The organism is Pseudobutyrivibrio sp. AR14 (genome assembly GCF_900101325.1).
Lineage (GTDB): Bacteria > Bacillota > Clostridia > Lachnospirales > Lachnospiraceae > Pseudobutyrivibrio.
This window is the reverse complement of sequence record NZ_FMUY01000005.1, coordinates 62,978-81,184: the sequence shown is the minus strand read 5'-3', so window position 1 is coordinate 81,184 and position 18,207 is coordinate 62,978. Positions and strand designations below refer to the sequence as shown.

General features: G+C 40.3%; 16 protein-coding genes, 1 pseudogene and 1 other annotated feature. Of the genes and pseudogenes, 14 read left to right on the top strand and 3 right to left on the bottom strand.

The annotated features are described in order from the left end of the window. Window position 1 precedes the first annotated feature (1 nt). The 3 genes from mmsB to BLP50_RS05920 all read left to right on the top strand — a co-directional run bounded on the left by mmsB (window position 2) and on the right by BLP50_RS05920 (window position 3,388). Window positions 2–1,171, top strand: coding sequence for a multiple monosaccharide ABC transporter permease (mmsB, locus tag BLP50_RS05930; RefSeq protein ID WP_090152487.1), 1,170 nt, complete (start codon window positions 2–4; stop codon window positions 1,169–1,171). Between the two features lie 17 nt (window positions 1,172–1,188). Next, complete coding sequence (locus BLP50_RS05925; protein WP_242869224.1) at window positions 1,189–2,391, top strand: ABC transporter permease subunit; 1,203 nt, start codon at window positions 1,189–1,191, stop codon at window positions 2,389–2,391. Window positions 2,392–2,665: 274 nt separating this feature from the next. Further along, the gene (locus BLP50_RS05920) at window positions 2,666–3,388 is read left to right on the top strand and encodes an N-acetylmuramoyl-L-alanine amidase family protein (protein WP_176753697.1); all 723 of its coding nucleotides are present in this window, start codon (window positions 2,666–2,668) and stop codon (window positions 3,386–3,388) included. A 169-nt stretch (window positions 3,389–3,557) separates the two neighbouring features. Here BLP50_RS05920 and BLP50_RS05915 read toward each other — a convergent pair whose 3' ends face one another. Continuing rightward, window positions 3,558–4,781, bottom strand: a complete 1,224-nt coding sequence (locus BLP50_RS05915; protein WP_090152842.1) for a DUF4317 domain-containing protein — start codon at window positions 4,779–4,781, stop codon at window positions 3,558–3,560. 208 nt (window positions 4,782–4,989) lie between these two features. Between BLP50_RS05915 and BLP50_RS05910 the strand changes: the two genes are divergently transcribed. From BLP50_RS05910 to BLP50_RS05895, 4 genes are all read left to right on the top strand, one after another. After that, on the top strand, window positions 4,990–6,462 hold the full coding sequence (locus tag BLP50_RS05910; RefSeq protein WP_090152482.1) for a methyl-accepting chemotaxis protein: 1,473 nt from the start codon (window positions 4,990–4,992) through the stop codon (window positions 6,460–6,462). Window positions 6,463–6,808: 346 nt separating this feature from the next. After that, window positions 6,809–8,209 carry an asparagine--tRNA ligase gene (gene asnS / locus BLP50_RS05905; RefSeq protein ID WP_090152479.1) on the top strand — a complete coding sequence of 467 codons (1,401 nt, stop codon included), beginning with the start codon at window positions 6,809–6,811 and terminating at the stop codon, window positions 8,207–8,209. 187 nt (window positions 8,210–8,396) lie between these two features. Further along, the gene (asnA, locus tag BLP50_RS05900; RefSeq protein WP_090152477.1) at window positions 8,397–9,407 is read left to right on the top strand and encodes an aspartate--ammonia ligase; all 1,011 of its coding nucleotides are present in this window, start codon (window positions 8,397–8,399) and stop codon (window positions 9,405–9,407) included. 267 nt (window positions 9,408–9,674) lie between these two features. Beyond that, window positions 9,675–9,965: a YerC/YecD family TrpR-related protein gene (locus tag BLP50_RS05895; RefSeq protein WP_090152473.1), complete on the top strand. Its 291-nt coding sequence runs from the start codon at window positions 9,675–9,677 to the stop codon at window positions 9,963–9,965. Window positions 9,966–10,010: 45 nt separating this feature from the next. Here the strand turns inward: BLP50_RS05895 and BLP50_RS05890 are convergent, their stop codons facing one another. Together BLP50_RS05890 and BLP50_RS14300 are read right to left on the bottom strand one after the other, a co-directional pair. Continuing rightward, entirely contained in the window at window positions 10,011–10,739 is a 729-nt protein-coding gene (locus tag BLP50_RS05890) for an ion transporter (RefSeq protein ID WP_090152470.1), read from the bottom strand. 9 nt (window positions 10,740–10,748) lie between these two features. Beyond that, window positions 10,749–10,904, bottom strand: a complete 156-nt coding sequence (locus BLP50_RS14300; RefSeq protein WP_163927259.1) for a hypothetical protein — start codon at window positions 10,902–10,904, stop codon at window positions 10,749–10,751. A gap of 146 nt (window positions 10,905–11,050) precedes the next feature. Further along, window positions 11,051–11,294: a binding site (T-box leader), on the top strand. A gap of 74 nt (window positions 11,295–11,368) precedes the next feature. Here BLP50_RS14300 and trpD point away from each other — a divergent pair. The 7 genes and pseudogenes from trpD to BLP50_RS05860 all read left to right on the top strand — a co-directional run bounded on the left by trpD (window position 11,369) and on the right by BLP50_RS05860 (window position 17,838). After that, complete coding sequence (gene trpD / locus BLP50_RS05885; protein ID WP_090152468.1) at window positions 11,369–12,430, top strand: anthranilate phosphoribosyltransferase; 1,062 nt, start codon at window positions 11,369–11,371, stop codon at window positions 12,428–12,430. A 9-nt stretch (window positions 12,431–12,439) separates the two neighbouring features. Further along, window positions 12,440–13,219, top strand: coding sequence for an indole-3-glycerol phosphate synthase TrpC (trpC, locus tag BLP50_RS05880; protein ID WP_090152465.1), 780 nt, complete (start codon window positions 12,440–12,442; stop codon window positions 13,217–13,219). A 1-nt stretch (window position 13,220) separates the two neighbouring features. Continuing rightward, window positions 13,221–13,787, top strand: a pseudogene (locus BLP50_RS14625) (phosphoribosylanthranilate isomerase); the annotation flags it as partial. Then, window positions 13,782–15,011 (top strand): tryptophan synthase subunit beta, encoded by a 1,230-nt coding sequence (gene trpB / locus BLP50_RS05875; RefSeq protein ID WP_334292399.1) that lies wholly within the window; start codon window positions 13,782–13,784, stop codon window positions 15,009–15,011. The pseudogene BLP50_RS14625 and the gene trpB, both read left to right, overlap by 6 nt. Next, window positions 15,004–15,777 carry a tryptophan synthase subunit alpha gene (gene trpA, locus BLP50_RS05870; protein ID WP_090152458.1) on the top strand — a complete coding sequence of 258 codons (774 nt, stop codon included), beginning with the start codon at window positions 15,004–15,006 and terminating at the stop codon, window positions 15,775–15,777. Before trpB ends, trpA begins: the two co-directional genes overlap by 8 nt. Further along, window positions 15,767–17,275 carry an anthranilate synthase component I gene (gene trpE / locus BLP50_RS05865; protein ID WP_090152455.1) on the top strand — a complete coding sequence of 503 codons (1,509 nt, stop codon included), beginning with the start codon at window positions 15,767–15,769 and terminating at the stop codon, window positions 17,273–17,275. Before trpA ends, trpE begins: the two co-directional genes overlap by 11 nt. Further along, complete coding sequence (locus BLP50_RS05860; RefSeq protein WP_090152452.1) at window positions 17,272–17,838, top strand: anthranilate synthase component II; 567 nt, start codon at window positions 17,272–17,274, stop codon at window positions 17,836–17,838. Before trpE ends, BLP50_RS05860 begins: the two co-directional genes overlap by 4 nt. Window positions 17,839–18,207 lie beyond the last annotated feature (369 nt).

Sequence of the window (18,207 nt, the reverse complement as noted above, 5' to 3'; positions counted from 1 at the left end):
CATGGGTTCACTTAGTTTTGGACAAATCATAAAGAAATATTCCATGGTAATCGCCCTCGTGGTAATCATTGGAGTATTTACAATAGGAACAGGTGGAAAGATTCTTTTTCCACAGAACATTAACAACCTTCTTTCACAGAATGCATATGTATTCGTACTTGCAACAGGTATGTTGATGTGTATCTTAACCGGTGGTAACATCGATCTTTCAGTTGGATCGGTTGTTTGTTTCATCGGTGGTGTAGGCGCATTACTTATGAGCAAAGGCGTTAACATGGTACTTGCTGTTATCATCATGTTACTTGTTGGTGTTGCAGTTGGTGCATGGCAGGCCTTCTGGGTAGCATATATAAATGTTCCACCATTTATCGCTACACTTGCTGGTATGTACGCCTTCAGAGGTCTTTCAAACGTAGTACTTAATGGTAAGGTTGTTGCCATTGCAAACCAGACATACTTAAATGTATTTGGTGGTGGTGCTGATTGCTACGTTCCAGATTTCCTTGGCGGTGGCGAGTTTAACACAACATGTATGATTATTGGTGTTATCGCTACAGCAATATTTGTATTAAATGAGTTCCGTTCAAGAATTTCAGCTACAAGAAAAGGCTATGAGACAACAAGCATTGGCGGTTTTGCTGCAAAAATTGTACTTATCTCAGCTGTAATCCTTTTCTTAAGCTATAAGCTTGCAGGATACAAGGGTATTCCTACATCACTTATTTGGATTGTTGTTGTTGTTCTTGCTTATCACTACTTTACAACTAGAACTACAATGGGTCGTTACCTCTACGCAGTAGGTGGTAATGAGAAGGCTACACAGCTTTCTGGTATCAACACAAAGAAGGTTTACTTTTTTGCTTACACAAACATGGGATTCTTAACAGCAGTTGCTGGTATCCTTACAGTTGCTCGTTACACAAATGCACAGCCTACATACGGTATGTATTTCGAGATGGACGCAATCGGTGCTTGCTTCATCGGTGGTGCTTCAGCTTACGGCGGAACTGGTTCTGTATTTGGAGCAATCGTTGGTGCCCTTCTTATGGGTGTTATCAACCAGGGTATGTCTATCATGGGTGTAGATGCTAACTACCAGAACGTAGTAAAGGGTCTTGTACTTTTAGTTGCTGTTATCTTTGACGTAATGTCTAAGAGAGAGAATAAGTAGGAAGGGAGGAACAAAAAGTGGCAGACAAAATTTTAAATGTAATCAAGAATAATACAATGCTCATTGTACTGATCATAGTTGTTCTCTTCTTTAATATTTCAACAGGCGGCAAAATGCTCCAGCCTAGTCAGTTCAATGCTTTAATTACACAGAACGCATACGTTTATGTTCTTGCAACTGGTATGCTCATGTGTATGCTTACTGGTGGTAATATCGATCTTTCCTGCGGTTCTTTCGTATGTTTCGTAGGTGTTGTAGGTGCAAAGATTATGACAAGCCTTATGGCTGGTGGCATGGATCCACTTGTAGCAACAATCATCGGTATTCCAGCAATGCTTCTTATTGGTGTTATTTATGGATGTATTTTAGGATACGTTATCGCATACATGAACATTCCACCTTGGATTGCAACCCTTGCAGGTTTCCTTGCTCTTAGAGGTCTCGGTGTTGCATTGATGGATGGTGCTTCTAGTATCAGTAACCTTCCAGAGAACTTCTGTGTACTCTTCACAGGAAAGCTCAACGACTTCTTCGGTGGTCCAAGAATCGGTGGAGTTCAGTACAATCTCACAAGTATTGTGATTGCTATTGCAGCAGCAGTTATATTTGTACTTTTAACTTTAAGAGAGCGTAAAAACAAGCTTGCTAAGGGATATGAGGTTTCAAGCTTCACATCATTAGTTGTTAGACTTGTACTTGTTTGCTTCGTAATCTTACTTTTCGGTTACAAGTACTCACTTGCAGGTGGCGTTCCTTATCCACTTATCTGGGTGGCTGTAATTGTACTTATCTACAATTTCATTACATCTAAGACAGATATTGGACGTTATTTCTACACAATCGGTGGAAACTCAGAGGCAACTCGTCTTTCTGGTATCGATACAAAGAGAATCATGTTCTTAGCTTACATGAACATGGCTGTACTTACAGTAATCTCTGCATTCATTACAATGGCTCGTTATAAGTCAGCTAATTCAACAGCTGGTCAGAACTACGAGATGGATGCAATCTCAGCTTGTGTAGTTGGTGGTGTTAGTGCATACGGTGGAAGCGGTACTATTTTCGGTATGATTATCGGTGCTACTCTTATCGGTGTAATCAACATTGGTATGTTCCTTATGAACATCGATGCAAACTGGCAAAAGATTGTTAAGGGTGTTGTACTTCTCGGTGCAGTAGTATTCGAAATCCTTAATAATAAGAAGAACGCTACAAAGTAATAACTAGTTTATTTTCTTCATTTTGTTCTCTTATATTTAGGCCTGCAGGTTTCCTGTGGGCCTTTTTTACTTAATAGGATATTCCTAATATGAAATGAAAACGGGCTTGCTAGGATTTAGAATTTGAAAAGAACAATAATTTGACAGAAAAAGTAAAAAATAATAGTAGAAATATTCAGAAAAAGTGGGATAATATACTTAATTATCATAATAATTTCACAATAGTGGACGATAATATCATTAGAGGGTTTTCCCAATGAAAGGAGTGGATTACATGAAAGGACGTACTAAAAAGTTAATACAGACATATCTTGTACTATTACTCCTAGTGTTCACTTGGTTTGGTGGTGCTTTTAAAGTAATGGCAAAGTCGTCTCCAAGAGTTATTGTTATTGATCCTGCATTTCAGGAAGTGGCTGACGATTCCAAGGAACCTGTAGGTCCAGGTGCTTTTAGAACTAGTGCTGAGGCAAGTTCAGGTAATGTTGGAGCAACAACGGGATATCCTGAGTATGAGTTGACACTTCAGGTGGCATTAAAGCTTAAGGCAGACCTTGAGAATGCAGGCTATGAAGTAATTCTCACCCGTTCATCAAATGATGTAAATATCAGCAATAGCGGACGTGCTATGATAGCAAATATGTTTGATGCTGATTTGTTTATAGTTGTAAGTGCAAAGGAAGATGGAAATGGTTCATCTGGCGTTCAGGTTGTTTGCCAGTCAGAGGACAATCCTTACAATTACGGAAATTACGAAGATGGCAGACTTTTGTCAGATACAATACTTGGTTCTGTAAAGGCAGCCGGTTCTAGAGCTCGTCTAGTAGAAGATGATGATATGGCAGTAATGAACTGGTGTCAGGCTCCTAGCACAGTAGTTGAAATTGGCTCCCTTGCCAATGAAGACGAAGAAGAGAAATTACTTAATGTTGATTATCAGCAGGAACTTGCTGACGGAATCGCCGCTGGCGTAGACAGCTATTTCACACAGAGGTAAATAGAGCGAATATCTAGAGAAAAATTAAGAGGCAGTCCTAAAATTTTAGGATTGCCTCTTTTTGTTAGTCTAATTGCACTAGAAATACTTGTAAAACAAAAATTGTAGCTATACACGTAGAGTGGTATTAATCCTATATAATACATTTTTTGTAGTGGAATATAGATTATTATATTTCTTCGCCGTTGAGCATGAATGTTTCATCTGGTTCGATAGGTACGCAGACACATTTTTTGCCGTCTACAATGGCAGTGGTTACAGAGGCAGCCTTGTCATCGGAAACCTTAACTACGATGTCAGGAAGCTTTCCCTCAGAAGTAACTCCGGTGGCTTCCTTAAGCTGTTGTGTGAGGTCTACAACACGTTCCTTAAGAACGTTTTTCTCAAGGCGAAGCTCATTGTTCTTGAGAGCCTTTTCATCTAAAAGCTCATCTGCAAGTGGAAGAGCAGTCTCAAAATAGTTTTCAAAGTTGGCCTGAATCTTTTCTACCTTCATATCAGAAAGTCCTGAGTCAGTAAGGATGTTTGCAACATCCTGAGGCTCTAAGATGATTGGCTCATCCTCGCCAAGTCGCTCAGTTTCTACTGTAATGAAATCTGAAAGATTCTGCTGAATATCTAATTTCTTTTCGATTGTTTCTTCTGTTTCCTCGCCAAGAGCCTGATCAAGCATATTGTTGAATGCGTTCTTTTTCTGAGTAGAAGTCTTTTTAGTGCCACAGCCGATGCAGTTTTCCCAGAACTCTACGTGAGGCTCCTTTGTGTTTTTAGTGTAAGCAAGGCATGCATGTAAATCAGTAGAGCGCTCTGTGAAGCAAGGGAAAGTAAAGGCGGTATCAACAGGTCCTACAACCCAGTCTCTGATACGAGCACCGATTCTATTTTCGTCCTCGCGGTATCCAAGACCTGGCTTTGAAAGCTGTACTGGGCAGATAGCGCAGATGATATAGTCGTATACTTCCTCAGACTCATCAAGCATCAAATCATCTGTTGTCTTAACTGGAATATCATAGGTATCGTGGTAAAGAAGAATAAGGAAATTACCTACAAAATCATATGACTCGATAATTCTGTTGTAGTATTCAATGAGAAGCTTCTCATCCTGAAGACGGCTCTCGCGAAGTTTCATTAATAAATCATGTCCGCTGCCTTCGATTTCCTCACTAGGGTCAAATGGAAGCTCAAGAAGATTGTTACCAACTGTTCCTGAAAGGGATTTGTTAGCAATTTCAAGATACTTGTGGAATTCTTCATCTTCAAGATTAAGAAAAGTCTCCTTGAAAGTGAGGACCATTTCCTTGTTGGCATCTACATAGCAACCTACCATTTTGTCAAAGTTACAATTATCCTTTTTAAAACGTCTTTTTATCTCGTTAATTTCTTTTTTATTCAATTTTTTCACGCTTTCTTCAAAAAAATATATTATTCTCGTATATAGGATATATGAGTCAGATTCTGCTTATGATTGACACATATTTTAAACGATCAACTTCAATTATATGGACTTGTGAAAAGTAGTTCAAGAGTGAAATTGATTATAAAAAACAAATGGTTTATTATTATTGTATAAAATATAATTTTTTTATTTGGAGGAGCAAATAATGAACGGGGTACAAATTAAAAGAGCTAACAAGATTTTACTAATTGTTTTATTGGTATCGAGCTTCTTGCTTATTGTGGGCAATTTCTCGCAGCTACAATTTGCGGTAGATTTCGCTCCATATCGAAGCATCCTTCCTATTATAATGTGCGTAATAGGAATAGTATGTTATATTGTTTTGTATTTCTCTAATAAGGAATCTCTTAGACTTGAGAGAATTGGCACGGGCTGGTTTTTCTTAACATATACAGCTTGTCTTATGTTGGGGCAGGGCAATTCACCATTCCCATTCTATATTCCAGTTTTAATGGTAATCTTAATTATGCTTGATGCGCCATTTGTAAGGTTGGCAGCAATCTGGGGATTGGTTGTAAATGTTATTAGAGGTATGTCTATGTTTGCTACAGCTGCTGAACCAACAGCGGTAGCAGATGTAGTTATGATTGAGATAATCGTATCAATTTGTGCAACAGTTGGCGCCTTAAACGGAATCAAGCATTTGAAGATGCTTCTTGATGAAAATACAGGCGAGATTCAGCTTCAGGTTGAAAAGAGTGACAGGCTCATTGGCAAAACAAGAGATACTTCCAGAGTGGTTTCTGATTTGATGAAGGAAAGCCAGGATAGCATCCAGTCAGTACAGAAGGAAGTTGAGGCTATCAGCCAGGCTCTTAATGAGATTTCTCTTGGAACAACTGGTGCAGCAGAGGCTATCGAGAGCCAGTCTAGCAGAGTTGTTGATATTCAGGAACTTATAGATGGTATTTACACTCAGATTCAGGAGCTTGTAGATATTGCTAAGGAATGTATGACTGAGATTAAAGAGGGCGCAGATGCTGTAGAGTATTTGCAGACTAGCACCGAGAAGTCTAAGTCTTCTAGTGAAGAGATGAAGGTAGCTGCAGGCGAGATGATGGATAGAGCCTCAGCTGTTAGAGATATTATTAGCATCATTCAGGGAATCAGTGCCCAGACCAATTTGCTTGCTCTTAACGCATCAATCGAGGCTGCTAGAGCTGGTGAGGCAGGCAAGGGCTTTGCCGTAGTTGCAGATGAGATTAGAGCATTGGCAGAGCAGACCAAGGATTCTACAGAGAATATTTCATCTATCCTTGACGAATTATCAAACGACACAGAGCTTGTATCTGAAAAGATTAACGAGACTGTTGAAATTTCAAACGAGCAGGTTGAATACATCGAGATTACAAGAGATAAGTTCTCTATTATCCACGATGGCTTCGACAAGCTCAACAGCAACGTAGACGAAGTAAATAGAAACGTCAACGAGCTTAAGGATAACAACAACAAGATAGTTGAGGAGGTTACAAACCTTTCTGCTACAACAGAAGAGATCTCTGCAAACTGCGAGAATGCTTCTAACAATAGTTCTTCAACAGTATCTGTTGTAAACAACTTTGTGGACCTTATGGACAAGATTGCAAACAAGGTTTACGAGCTGGATAAAAATAACTAGTTGGATTAGTTATAAGTGCTTGACATCAAATGCTTAAATAACTATACTTTAGTCAAATAAAGAAGGGGAACAGTCATGGCATTTACATCTATGCTTAATAATCTCAATAATAACAATAATAATTCCGTGAATAATAATCAGGGAGTTTAATTTTATTGTGTTGATGAGATTTGAATGTTCCAGATAAACATGAATTAGAGAGCCTCATCAAGCTAGAGTTTGATGAGGCTTTTATTGTGTCAAGGAGGGGCCCTTTAGGGAAGATTCCTTGATACACAGAACTGCCCATTGTTGGAGACAATTATTAATGGCAGTTCTTCATTAATCAAAAATGAGGAGAAAAACAATGAGCGTTAAAACCACAGACGTAAGAACACTTTCGAGAAATTTCAAAGATTATGGGGACAAGGAAGTTACTGTTGCTGGATGGGTTCGCAATATGCGTGATTCTAAGACATTCGGTTTCTTGGTACTTGCTGATGGTACTTTCTTCAATCCAGTGCAGGTAGTATTTAATCAGGATAATATCGACAATTTCGATGAGGTTAGACGTCTTAATGTTGGCGCCGCAGTATATGTTACTGGTATTGTTACACTTACACCAGAAGCTAAGCAGCCATTCGAGATTCAGGCTACAAAAATTGAGGTAGAGGGCAAATCAACACCTGATTATCCAATTCAGCCTAAGAGACATACTATGGAATACCTTCGTACACAGACACATCTTCGTCCACGTACAAATACATTCCAGGCAGTATTTAGAGTTCGTTCACTTTGCGCTTATGCAATTCACAAGTTCTTCCAGGAGCGTGATTTTGTATATGTTCATACTCCACTTATTACAGGTTCTGACTGTGAGGGTGCAGGTGAGATGTTCCAGGTTACTACAATGGACCTTAACAACATCCCTAAGACAGAGGATGGAGCAGTTGATTTCTCACAGGATTTCTTTGGCCACGCTACCAACCTTACTGTTTCAGGTCAGTTAAATGGTGAGACTTATGCACAGGCATTTAAGAACATCTATACATTTGGTCCTACATTCCGTGCAGAGAACTCTAACACAACTCGTCATGCAGCAGAGTTCTGGATGATTGAGCCAGAGATTTCATTTGCAGATCTTGAGGATGATATGCAGCTTGCTGAGGAGATGATTAAGTTCATCATCAACTATGTATTAGAGCATGCTCCAGAGGAGATGGAGTTCTTCAACAACTTTATCGACAAGGGACTTCTTGATAGACTTCATCATGTAGCTACATCAGACTTTGGCCGCATCACATACACAGATGCAGTTGCAGAGCTTGAGAAGCACAACGATGAGTTCGATTACAAGGTATCTTGGGGCTGTGACCTTCAGACAGAGCACGAGAGATACTTAACAGAGAAAATATTTGGAAAGCCTGTATTCGTTACAGATTATCCAAAGGAAATAAAGGCATTCTACATGAAACTTAACGAGGACGGCAAGACTGTTGCAGCTATGGACTGTCTCGTGCCTGGCATCGGAGAAATCATCGGTGGCTCACAGCGTGAGGATGACTACGATGTACTTCTTAAGAGAATGCAGGAGTGTGGACTTAAGGAAGAAGACTACGGATTCTACCTTGACCTTCGTAAATACGGTTCATCTCGTCATGCAGGTTTCGGACTTGGATTTGAGCGTTGCGTAATGTACCTCACAGGAATGGGGAACATCCGTGACGTAATTCCATTCCCAAGAACTGTAGGTAATTGTGATTTATAATCCGTAATCATCATCGACAGAGCATACATATCTTTCTACGACACGCTTTCGCTCTTGTCGTGCTCGTTGCCCTACATAAGATGCTGCTTTGCACCATCTAAGTAGGGACGGCACTTTAAGGTCTTTAGAAAGACATGTATGTCTGCCGTTGAGATTACTCATCTAAATATAGGAGGATACATTAGTTATGAGTAAGATATACATCCCGGATGGGTACGCTTCGGCGTTGGACCTTAAAGAGACACAGATTGCGATTAAGAAGGTAAAGGACTTCTTCCAGGCACAGCTTACAGCAGAGCTCAACCTTCATCGTGTAACAGCTCCACTTTTTGTAGAGCCAGAATCTGGTCTTAACGACAATTTGAATGGCGTTGAGAGACCTGTTGCTTTCGGTGTTAAGGAGCAGGGCGACAAGGAAGTAGAGGTTGTTCATTCTCTTGCAAAATGGAAGAGAATGGCTCTTGGCAGATATAAATTCAACGTAGGCGAAGGTCTTTACACAGATATGAATGCTATCCGCCGAGATGAGGATACAGATAATATTCATTCGATTTATGTTGACCAATGGGATTGGGAGTGTATAATAGATAAGTCGGCTCGTAACGAAGAGACTCTTAAAAAATATGTTAAGAGTGTCTACGCAGCACTTAGAGTCACAGAGAAATACATTGCGAATTCTTACGATTATGTTGAGTGTATTCTTCCTGAGGAGATTCACTTTATCACTACACAGGAGCTTGAGGACAGATGGCCAGAGCTTTCATCTAGTGAGCGTGAGTATGAGGCAGCTAAGGAATACGGCGCAATCTTCCTTATGAAGATTGGTGATTTACTTGCTTCAGGCAAGAAGCATGACGGTCGTGCACCTGACTATGATGATTGGCAGTTAAATGGAGATATCATTGTTTACTACCCAGTTGATGATATTTCACTTGAGCTTTCATCAATGGGTATCAGAGTAGACGAGGATAGCCTCAAGGCACAGCTTGACAAGGCTGGATGTCCTGAGAGAGCAGAGCTTCCATTCCAGAAGGCTGTACTTGAGAAGAAATTGCCATATACAATTGGCGGTGGTATTGGTCAGAGCCGTATCTGTATGTTCTTCCTTCGCAAGTGTCATATAGGAGAGGTTCAGTGTTCTTTCTGGCCAGAGAAAGATATTGCTTACGCAGGCGAAAGAGGCGTAATCATTTTATAATTTGAGTTGGCCCCGAAAGGGGCTAATTCTCTGTTTTTTATAAAAACATATTTACTTTAAAACTTTACTGTGCTAAACTATAGGAAAACAAGCACAGTAGTTTTGTGCGTCGTGGGCATACGGTGTCCACTTTTGTTATGTAATGATATTTCCATGTTTTTCATGGAGTTTATAGTTTGTCGCAAGCATAATAATATGCAGCGATTTAGTTAGTTTTGGAAATTCTGGGTGGGTTATTTATTTTAGTTAAATAGGAGTATATGATTAATGAATAAAAAACTTGAGACAGCAGAAATGGATGAGCTTCTTCGTGCAATACTTAGTCTTGAGACAGTTGAAGAAGCATACGAGTTCTTTGAGGATTTATGTACTGTTAACGAGATGGTTGCCATGAAGCAGCGCTTTGAGGTGGCTAAGATGCTTCGTGAGGAGCGCACATATCAGGACATCGCAGACGAGACTGGTGCTAGTTCAGCTACTATCAGTCGTGTTAATCGCGCGTTGAATTATGGTAATGATGGCTATGATTTAGTTCTCAACAGAATCAGTAACGATTAATAGATAATAATATGACCAGGCTTTAAGCCTGGTCTTTTTTGATATTTAGAGTTCGTATTTAGATTTCTTCTTCGTTATCTCTGCCATGTAGGCGGCGGTGATGATACCAGTTGGAAGAGCGATGACTGCCATGCCAACGAGAGCTGATATCATAGTAATCAGTCGACCCACTGTGGTAACGGGATAGATGTCACCGTAGCCGATGGTTGTAATGGAAATGGTAGCCCAGTATAGGGCATCAAAAAAGTTGTTAAACAGATTTGGCTCAAGCTGGAAGATGAGCATTGCCGCACCAAATATGTAAATAATAATAAGGAACAAAACAGCCATAAGCTGGGACTTAACTTTTCTTATTACATTTCTGATGATAATCATTGTCTTAGAGTAGCGAACTAGTTTTAGCATTCGAAAGACTCTGAACAATCTAAGAAGAGAAATGAACCCTGACACAGGTACAAAAAGATAGATGATAGGAATAATGGATAAGAAATCAAAAATTGCCAGGGGTGTAAAAATATATGCTATATAGGCCCTGTAGTTTTGATATCCCATTTTGTAGTCGGCAGTGTAGACTCTAGCAGCGTAGTCAAAGATGAAAAGTATGCTGACAAAGATATCTATTGCCACAAGATAACTGTTCATTTCTTTTACGGTCAGTGGAAGTAGACCTACGATGATTGCTGTTGTCATAAGCCTGTCGTAGGCGCGGCTGGATATATCACCTATGCTAGATACTTCAATTACTTCGTATATGCGTCGTTTAAAATCGTACATAGTAGTCTCCTAGAAAAATCCTTTGTAAAAAGCTATCAGACCAAGAATGGCAAGAGCAGCAGTTATAATATTGCACAAGAAAACAAAGCGCCTCGCCTGCTTAGTCTTATTGCTTTGGATTACGCCGGAATCACTTATGAAATTATCTGTGTTGTGATCTGCCATATATACCTCACTTTTTTACTGTTATGGGTTTATAGTAGCATTAGTGTGTGAAAATTCTTTATCTAAATAGTTAAATCTAAAAATAAACTAAATATTTGTTGACATAGGGGTGTGATGGTGCTAATATTACTTCAACACAATAAAGTATTAAACCGATGAGGGAGAAGAGTACCTCTTCATGATGTCTAAGAGAGAGCTGCGATGGTGGGATGCAGTAGGATAGTGATTTGGGAATGGACTCCTGAGGGCGTGAGGAAATAACAGTTTTGTTAGAGTATTGCACGACGTAGGACATACGTTAGTTGTCATGGATATGTTAGTATCCTGTAAGAGCATGGCATAGCCCATGAATTCAAGGTGGCACCGCGGATTAGATTATTCGTCCTTGATAGAAACTAAAGGTTTCTGTCAGGGACTTTTTTATTTCCTCAGAAACCGAGACAGGATTACAAAGGAGGAGAAAAATGATCAAAGAAGCAATCGTTAAAATCGTTAACAAGGGAGATTTAACATATGATGAAGCGTACGCTGTTATGAATGAGATTATGGATGGTGAGACTAGCCAGACTCAGAATGCAGCATTTTTATCAGCCCTTTCTACTAAGAGCGCTAAGGCTGAGACGACAGAGGAAATTGCAGGTTGTGCAGCAGCCATGAGAGAGCATGCAGTAAAGGTTAACACAGGCATGGAAGTGTTTGAAATCGTTGGAACAGGCGGAGACAATGCACACAGCTTTAATATTTCTACAACATCAGCTCTTGTAGCGGCAGCCGGCGGAATGAAGGTTGCTAAGCACGGCAACAGAGCAGCTTCATCTCTTTGCGGAACAGCTGATTGCCTTGAGGCTCTTGGAGTTAACATTGCTCAGGACCCAGACAAGTGTGTAGAGCTTCTTGATAAGGTAGGAATGTGCTTCTTCTTCGCTCAGAAATATCACACATCAATGAAGTACGTTGGTGCTATCAGAAAGGAACTTGGTTTTAGAACAGTATTTAACATTTTAGGACCACTTACCAATCCAGCTACTCCATCCATGCAGCTTTTAGGTGTATATGATGAGTATCTTGTAGAGCCACTTGCTCAGGTACTTATTAACCTTGGCGTAAAGCGCGGCATGGTTGTATATGGTATGGACAAGCTTGATGAGATTTCAATGAGTGCTTCGACAAAGGTTTGTGAGATTAAGGACGGATGGTACAAGACATACATTATCGAGCCGGAGGATTTTGGTTTTTCAAAGTGCACAAAGGATGATTTAAAGGGTGGCACTCCAGAGGAGAATGCAAAAATCACAAGAGAGATTTTAAATGGTGCAAAGGGACCTAAGAGAGATGCAGTTCTTATGAATGCAGGTGCTTCACTTTACATCGGAGGCAAGGCAGATTCATTTAAAGAAGGAATTGAGCTTGCAGCAAGCATCATCGATTCAGGTAGGGCTCTTGAGACATTAGAGAAGTTTATTATAGTTAGCAATGAAATCAAGGAAGATTCTTCAGCTAGCGAAGCAAAGACAAGTGCAGTTTAGGAGATGTTTATGAATATACTTGATGAGCTGGCAGAATATGCAAAGGTACGAGTAAAAGAGGCAAAAAAGCATAGACCACTTGATGTAGTTAAGACCGAGGCATTATCAAAACCAAAGGGTGATTTTGAATTTGAAAAAGCCCTGAAAAAAGATGGAATGAGTTTCATATGCGAATGCAAAAAGGCATCTCCATCAAAGGGAATAATAGCCCAGGAATTTGATTATCTTACAATTGCAAAGGATTATGAGGCCGCCGGAGCTGATTGCATTTCAGTTTTGACAGAGCCAAAGTGGTTCTTAGGAAGTGATCAGTATCTACAGGAAATCACAGACGAAGTTAGCATTCCTGTTATCCGAAAGGATTTTACAGTAGATGAATACATGATTTACGAGGCTAAGCTACTTGGTGCCAAGGCAGTACTTCTCATTTGCGCAATCCTGACAGAGGAGCAGATAAGAGAGTATATTCGTATATGCGATACACTTGGAATAAGCGCTTTGGTTGAAGCACATGATGAGGCAGAGATTCAGATGGCTGTCCGCGCAGGAGCTAGAGTGATTGGAGTGAATAACAGAAATCTCAAGGATTTTTCAGTTGATACTTCAAACAGCAGACGCTTGAGACAGATGATACCTGATGATGTAGTTTTTGTCTCAGAAAGCGGAATCAAAGACGCTAGTGATATAAAGCTTTTAAATGAAGCTAAAGTAGATGCAGTTTTAATTGGTGAGACATTGATGAAGGCCCAGGATAAGGCCGCTAAGCTAAAGGAATTAAGAGGGAATTGATATGACAGCAATTAAATTATGTGGACTTACAAGAGAAGAAGACATTAAAAAGGCAAATGAAGTAAAGCCAGAATATGTCGGATTTGTTTTCTACGAGAAAAGTAGAAGAAAAGTATCAAAGGACCAGGCTAAGAAATTTAGAGCAATGCTTAATCCTGAAATCAAAACAGTAGGTGTTTTTGTGGATGCTAATCCAGTGGAAATCGAGGATTTATTCCAGGAGAAGATCATTGATGTGGCTCAGCTTCATGGAAATGAGGATGAGGAATATATTAAGGAGCTTCAGGACAAGAGCATTCCTGTAATCAAGATGTTTAAGGGAGATTCTCCTGAGGAATTGCTTAAGGCAGAAAAATCCAGCGCAGACATGGTTATGTTTGATGCAGGAAAGGGCGAGGGCAATACTTTAAACTGGAACCTTCTTACATATGTAGAGCGACCATTTATTTTAGCTGGTGGCCTCAATCAGGAAAATGTAGCAAAGGCTATAAAGGCAACCAATCCTTATGCTGTTGATGTCAGCACAGGTATTGAGACTGATAAATTAAAAGATGGACAGAAAATGAAAGAATTCGTAAATGCGGTAAGAGAGGATGCAAAAGTGGTGAAAAGCAAGGGCAGATTTGGTATCCACGGTGGACAGTATATTCCTGAGACACTGATGAATGCAGTAAATGAGCTTGAAGAAGCATACAATCATTATAAAGATGACCCAGAGTTCAATCGTGAGCTCAAGGACTTACTTGATAATTATGCAGGTCGTCCAAGCCTTTTATATTATGCAGAAAAGATGACAAAGGATCTTGGTGGAGCCAAGATTTACCTTAAGAGAGAGGATTTAAATCACACAGGTTCTCACAAGATTAACAATGTATTAGGTCAGGCTCTTCTTGCAAAGAAGATGGGCAAGACAAGACTTATTGCAGAGACAGGTGCAGGTCAGCACGGTGTTGCAACTGCAACAGCAGCAGCTCTCCTTGGAATGGAATGTGTCATTTTCATGGGCGAGGAGGATACCAAGCGCCAGGCACTTAACGTATATAGAATGAAGCTTTTAGGTGCAGATGTTGTTCCAGTAACTAGCGGTACAGCTACACTTAAGGATGCGGTTTCAGAGTGCATGCGTGAGTGGACTACAAGAATCGATGATACACATTATTGCCTTGGCTCTGTTATGGGACCACATCCATTCCCTACAATCGTTAGAGATTTCCAGGCTGTTATTTCAAAGGAAAGCAGACAGCAGATTTTAGAGGCAGAGGGTAGACTTCCAGATGCAGTTATCGCTTGCGTTGGCGGTGGTAGCAATGCTATGGGAAGCTTCTATCACTACATCGGTGATGAGGGAGTTAAGCTCATCGGATGTGAGGCTGCAGGTAGAGGTATTGATACATTTGAGACAGCTGCAACAGTTAATACTGGTAAGGTAGGTATTTTCCATGGTATGAAGTCATATTTCTGTCAGGATAAATATGGTCAGATTGCTCCAGTTTACTCTATTTCAGCAGGTCTTGATTATCCTGGTGTTGGACCAGAGCATGCTTATCTTCATGATATTCATAGAGCAGAGTATGTGCCAGTTACAGACGTAGAGGCTGTAGAGGCTTTTGAGTACATTGCAAAGACAGAAGGAATCATTGCAGCTATCGAGAGTTCCCATGCTATTGCATACGCTAGAAAGCTTGCTCCTACAATGGACAAGGACCAGATTATTATTGTTACAGTTTCAGGCCGCGGTGATAAGGACTGCGCAGCAATTGCCCGCTATAGAGGGGAGGACATCTATGAGTAAGATTACAGAAGCATTCAACAAAAAAGCATTTATCCCATTTATTACATGCGGAGATCCAGATTTAGATACAACAAAAGAAATCATAAAAGAATTGGCTGCAAATGGCGCTGATTTAATCGAGCTTGGCATTCCATTTTCTGACCCAACAGCTGAGGGACCAGTAATTATGGAGGCCAATATCAGAGCTCTTAAAAACAACATTACTACAGATGATGTATTTGAAATGGTAGCGGAAGTAAGCCCTACAGTTTCTACTCCACTTGTATTTATGACATATGCCAATGTGGTTTACTCTTATGGAATCGACAGATTCTTTGAGAGATGTCAGGATACAGGAATATGCGGCATCATTTTACCTGACGTACCATTTGAGGAAAAAGCAGAGTTTGAGGATGCTGCAGCAGAGTATGGAGTAGAGTTTATCTCAATGGTTGCTCCTACTTCTGAGGATAGAATTGACAAGATTTCTGCAGATGCCAAGGGATTTATTTATATCGTTTCAAGCCTTGGAGTTACAGGCGAGCGTTCTAAAATCAATAGCAATATCAAGGCTGTAGTTGAGCGCGTTCGCAAGAATACAGAGGTACCTTGTGCAGTAGGATTTGGTATTTCTACACCAGAACAGGCTGCAGAGATGGCTGATATTGCAGATGGCGCAATTGTTGGTTCTGCCATTGTGAAAGTGGTAGCCGAGTATGGTAAAGATGCGCCACAGCAGGTAGGAAAGTTCGTTAAATCAATGAAAGAGGCTTATCATGTTTCCTAGTATCGAAGAAGTAGTACGACTTGCAAAGACAAAAGAATACAAAAGAATTCCAGTTGCTATAGAGATGCTTTCAGATAGCCTTACCACTATTGAGGCAGTGCGCATTTTAAGAAATGCAAGTCATCAGTGCTATCTTCTTGAAAGTGCTAGTCAGACAGAAACTTGGGGAAGATATTCATTCTTAGGATTCAATCCTAAAATGGAAATTACCTGCCAGGATGGAGTTGTCTCTATCAAGGAGAATAGTGGTAACAGCAAGACACTAATCGAAGAGAGAAAAGTGGCTCATCCAGGAGAGATTTTACGAGAGGTCATCAAGAAATATAAGTCTCCTACAATCCAGGGACTTCCTACATTTACAGGCGGTCTGGTAGGTTATTTTTCTTATGATTACATCAAATATAGTGAGCCAAAGCTGGTTCTTGAAAATCATGGTGAGGATGAGTTCAAGGACATGGATTTGATGCTCTTTGATGATGTAATAGCCTTTGATAATTTTAGACAGAAAATATATTTAATTACAGGTATTTCCCTTGATGGAGTATCATATAAGGAAAGCGATATCGCTTCTGAATACGAGGATGCGAATCTCAGACTTGAGGCTCTTAAGGAAATTCTCACAAAGGGAAAGAAAAAAGAGTTTGAGCATCTTAAGCTAGATTCAGAAATCCAGCCAAAGTTTACAAAGGCTGAGTATGGAAATATGGTGGAGAAGGCCAAGAACTATATCAAGGAAGGCGATATTTTCCAGGTGGTTCTTTCTAATCCACTTACTGCAAAAGCAAGTGGAAGTCTATTTGATGTGTACAGACTTCTTAGAGCTAGCAATCCATCGCCATATATGTTCTATTTTTCAAGTGATGACATTGAAATAGCAGGAGCATCACCTGAGACACTTGTTAAGGTGGAGCAGCGAAAGGTAAGCACTTTCCCTCTTGCTGGCACAAGGCCAAGAGGAAAAAATCAGGCTGAGGATGAGGCACTGGAGGCAGAGCTTCTTGCAGATGAAAAAGAGCGAGCTGAGCACAATATGCTTGTGGATTTAGGTCGCAACGATATTGGAAAAATCAGTCGAATTGGCTCTGTAAATGTGGAAAAGTACATGGAAATTGAGCGATATTCCCATGTAATGCATATAGGTTCAACAGTTGTTGGAGAGCTGGCCGAGGACAAGGATGTAATCGATGCGGTAGATGCCATCCTTCCAGCTGGTACACTTTCTGGTGCACCTAAATTTAGGGCCTGTGAGATTATCGAGGAGCTTGAACAAAGCAAGCGAGGCATCTATGGTGGAGCGCTTGGATACATTGATTTCTCAGGAAATCTAGATGTGTGTATCGCCATAAGACTTGTTTATAAGAAAAATGATAGTATATGCATTCGCTCAGGAGCTGGTATCGTATTTGATTCTGTACCAGAAAAGGAAGCTGAAGAATGCATTAACAAGGCCAAGGCTGTAGTGAAGGCTGTGGAGCAGGCCGAGGGAGGATTAGAATGATTTTATTAATTGATAACTATGATAGTTTTTCATATAACTTGTATCAATTGATAGGTGACATCGAGCCTGATGTGAGAGTTGTGAGAAATGATGAACTTAGTATACACGACATTGAAAAGCTTAATCCTAGCCAGATTATCATTTCCCCAGGGCCAGGTCGTCCAATTGATGCTGGAATCTGCGAGGAGGTAATAGCTCATTTTGCAGGCAAGATTCCTATTCTTGGTGTGTGTCTTGGACATCAGGCTATCTGCGAGACATTTGGTGCTGAGATTACCTATGCTAAGGAGCTCAAGCATGGCAAGCAGTCTAGGGTAAAGATAGACAAGGAGTGCAAGGTATTTAGAGGTCTTCCAGATGAGATAAAGGTAGCTAGATATCATTCTCTTGCAGCAGATACTAACACACTTCCAGGCAATCTACAGGTGGTTGCATTATCTGATGACAATGATGTGATGGCTGTAAAACACAAGGATTACGAAGTATATGGATTACAGTTCCATCCAGAGTCTATTTTGACTCCAAATGGCAAGCAGATGTTAGAAAACTTCCTTATGGCATAATTAAATAGTGATGGAAGAGAATAGGATAGAGATTTAATCCTATTTTCCACGTGTCAATTATGATAAAATCTAAGATGTAGTTTTAGTAACTACATCTTATTTTTGTTTGCGCGCCATGGGCGCGCTCTAACGGGTGAAAGTCCCAAACACGCCTAGGCAACGAGGAAGTGTATAGCTGAACAGCAAGGGTGTCCATCGTGAGATGGAATCTGAAGGAAGCTGTAGGCAAACTCTCGGTCCGACGGACAGAAATCACATATAAGGCTAGGTTCTGCTTGGTAAGTCTGCAAAATAAGATGAAGCCGTAAAGTTGCCGTTTGTAGGAATCGAGTAAATGTGGCGGATAGATGAGAGGAAAGAGCGTGCACC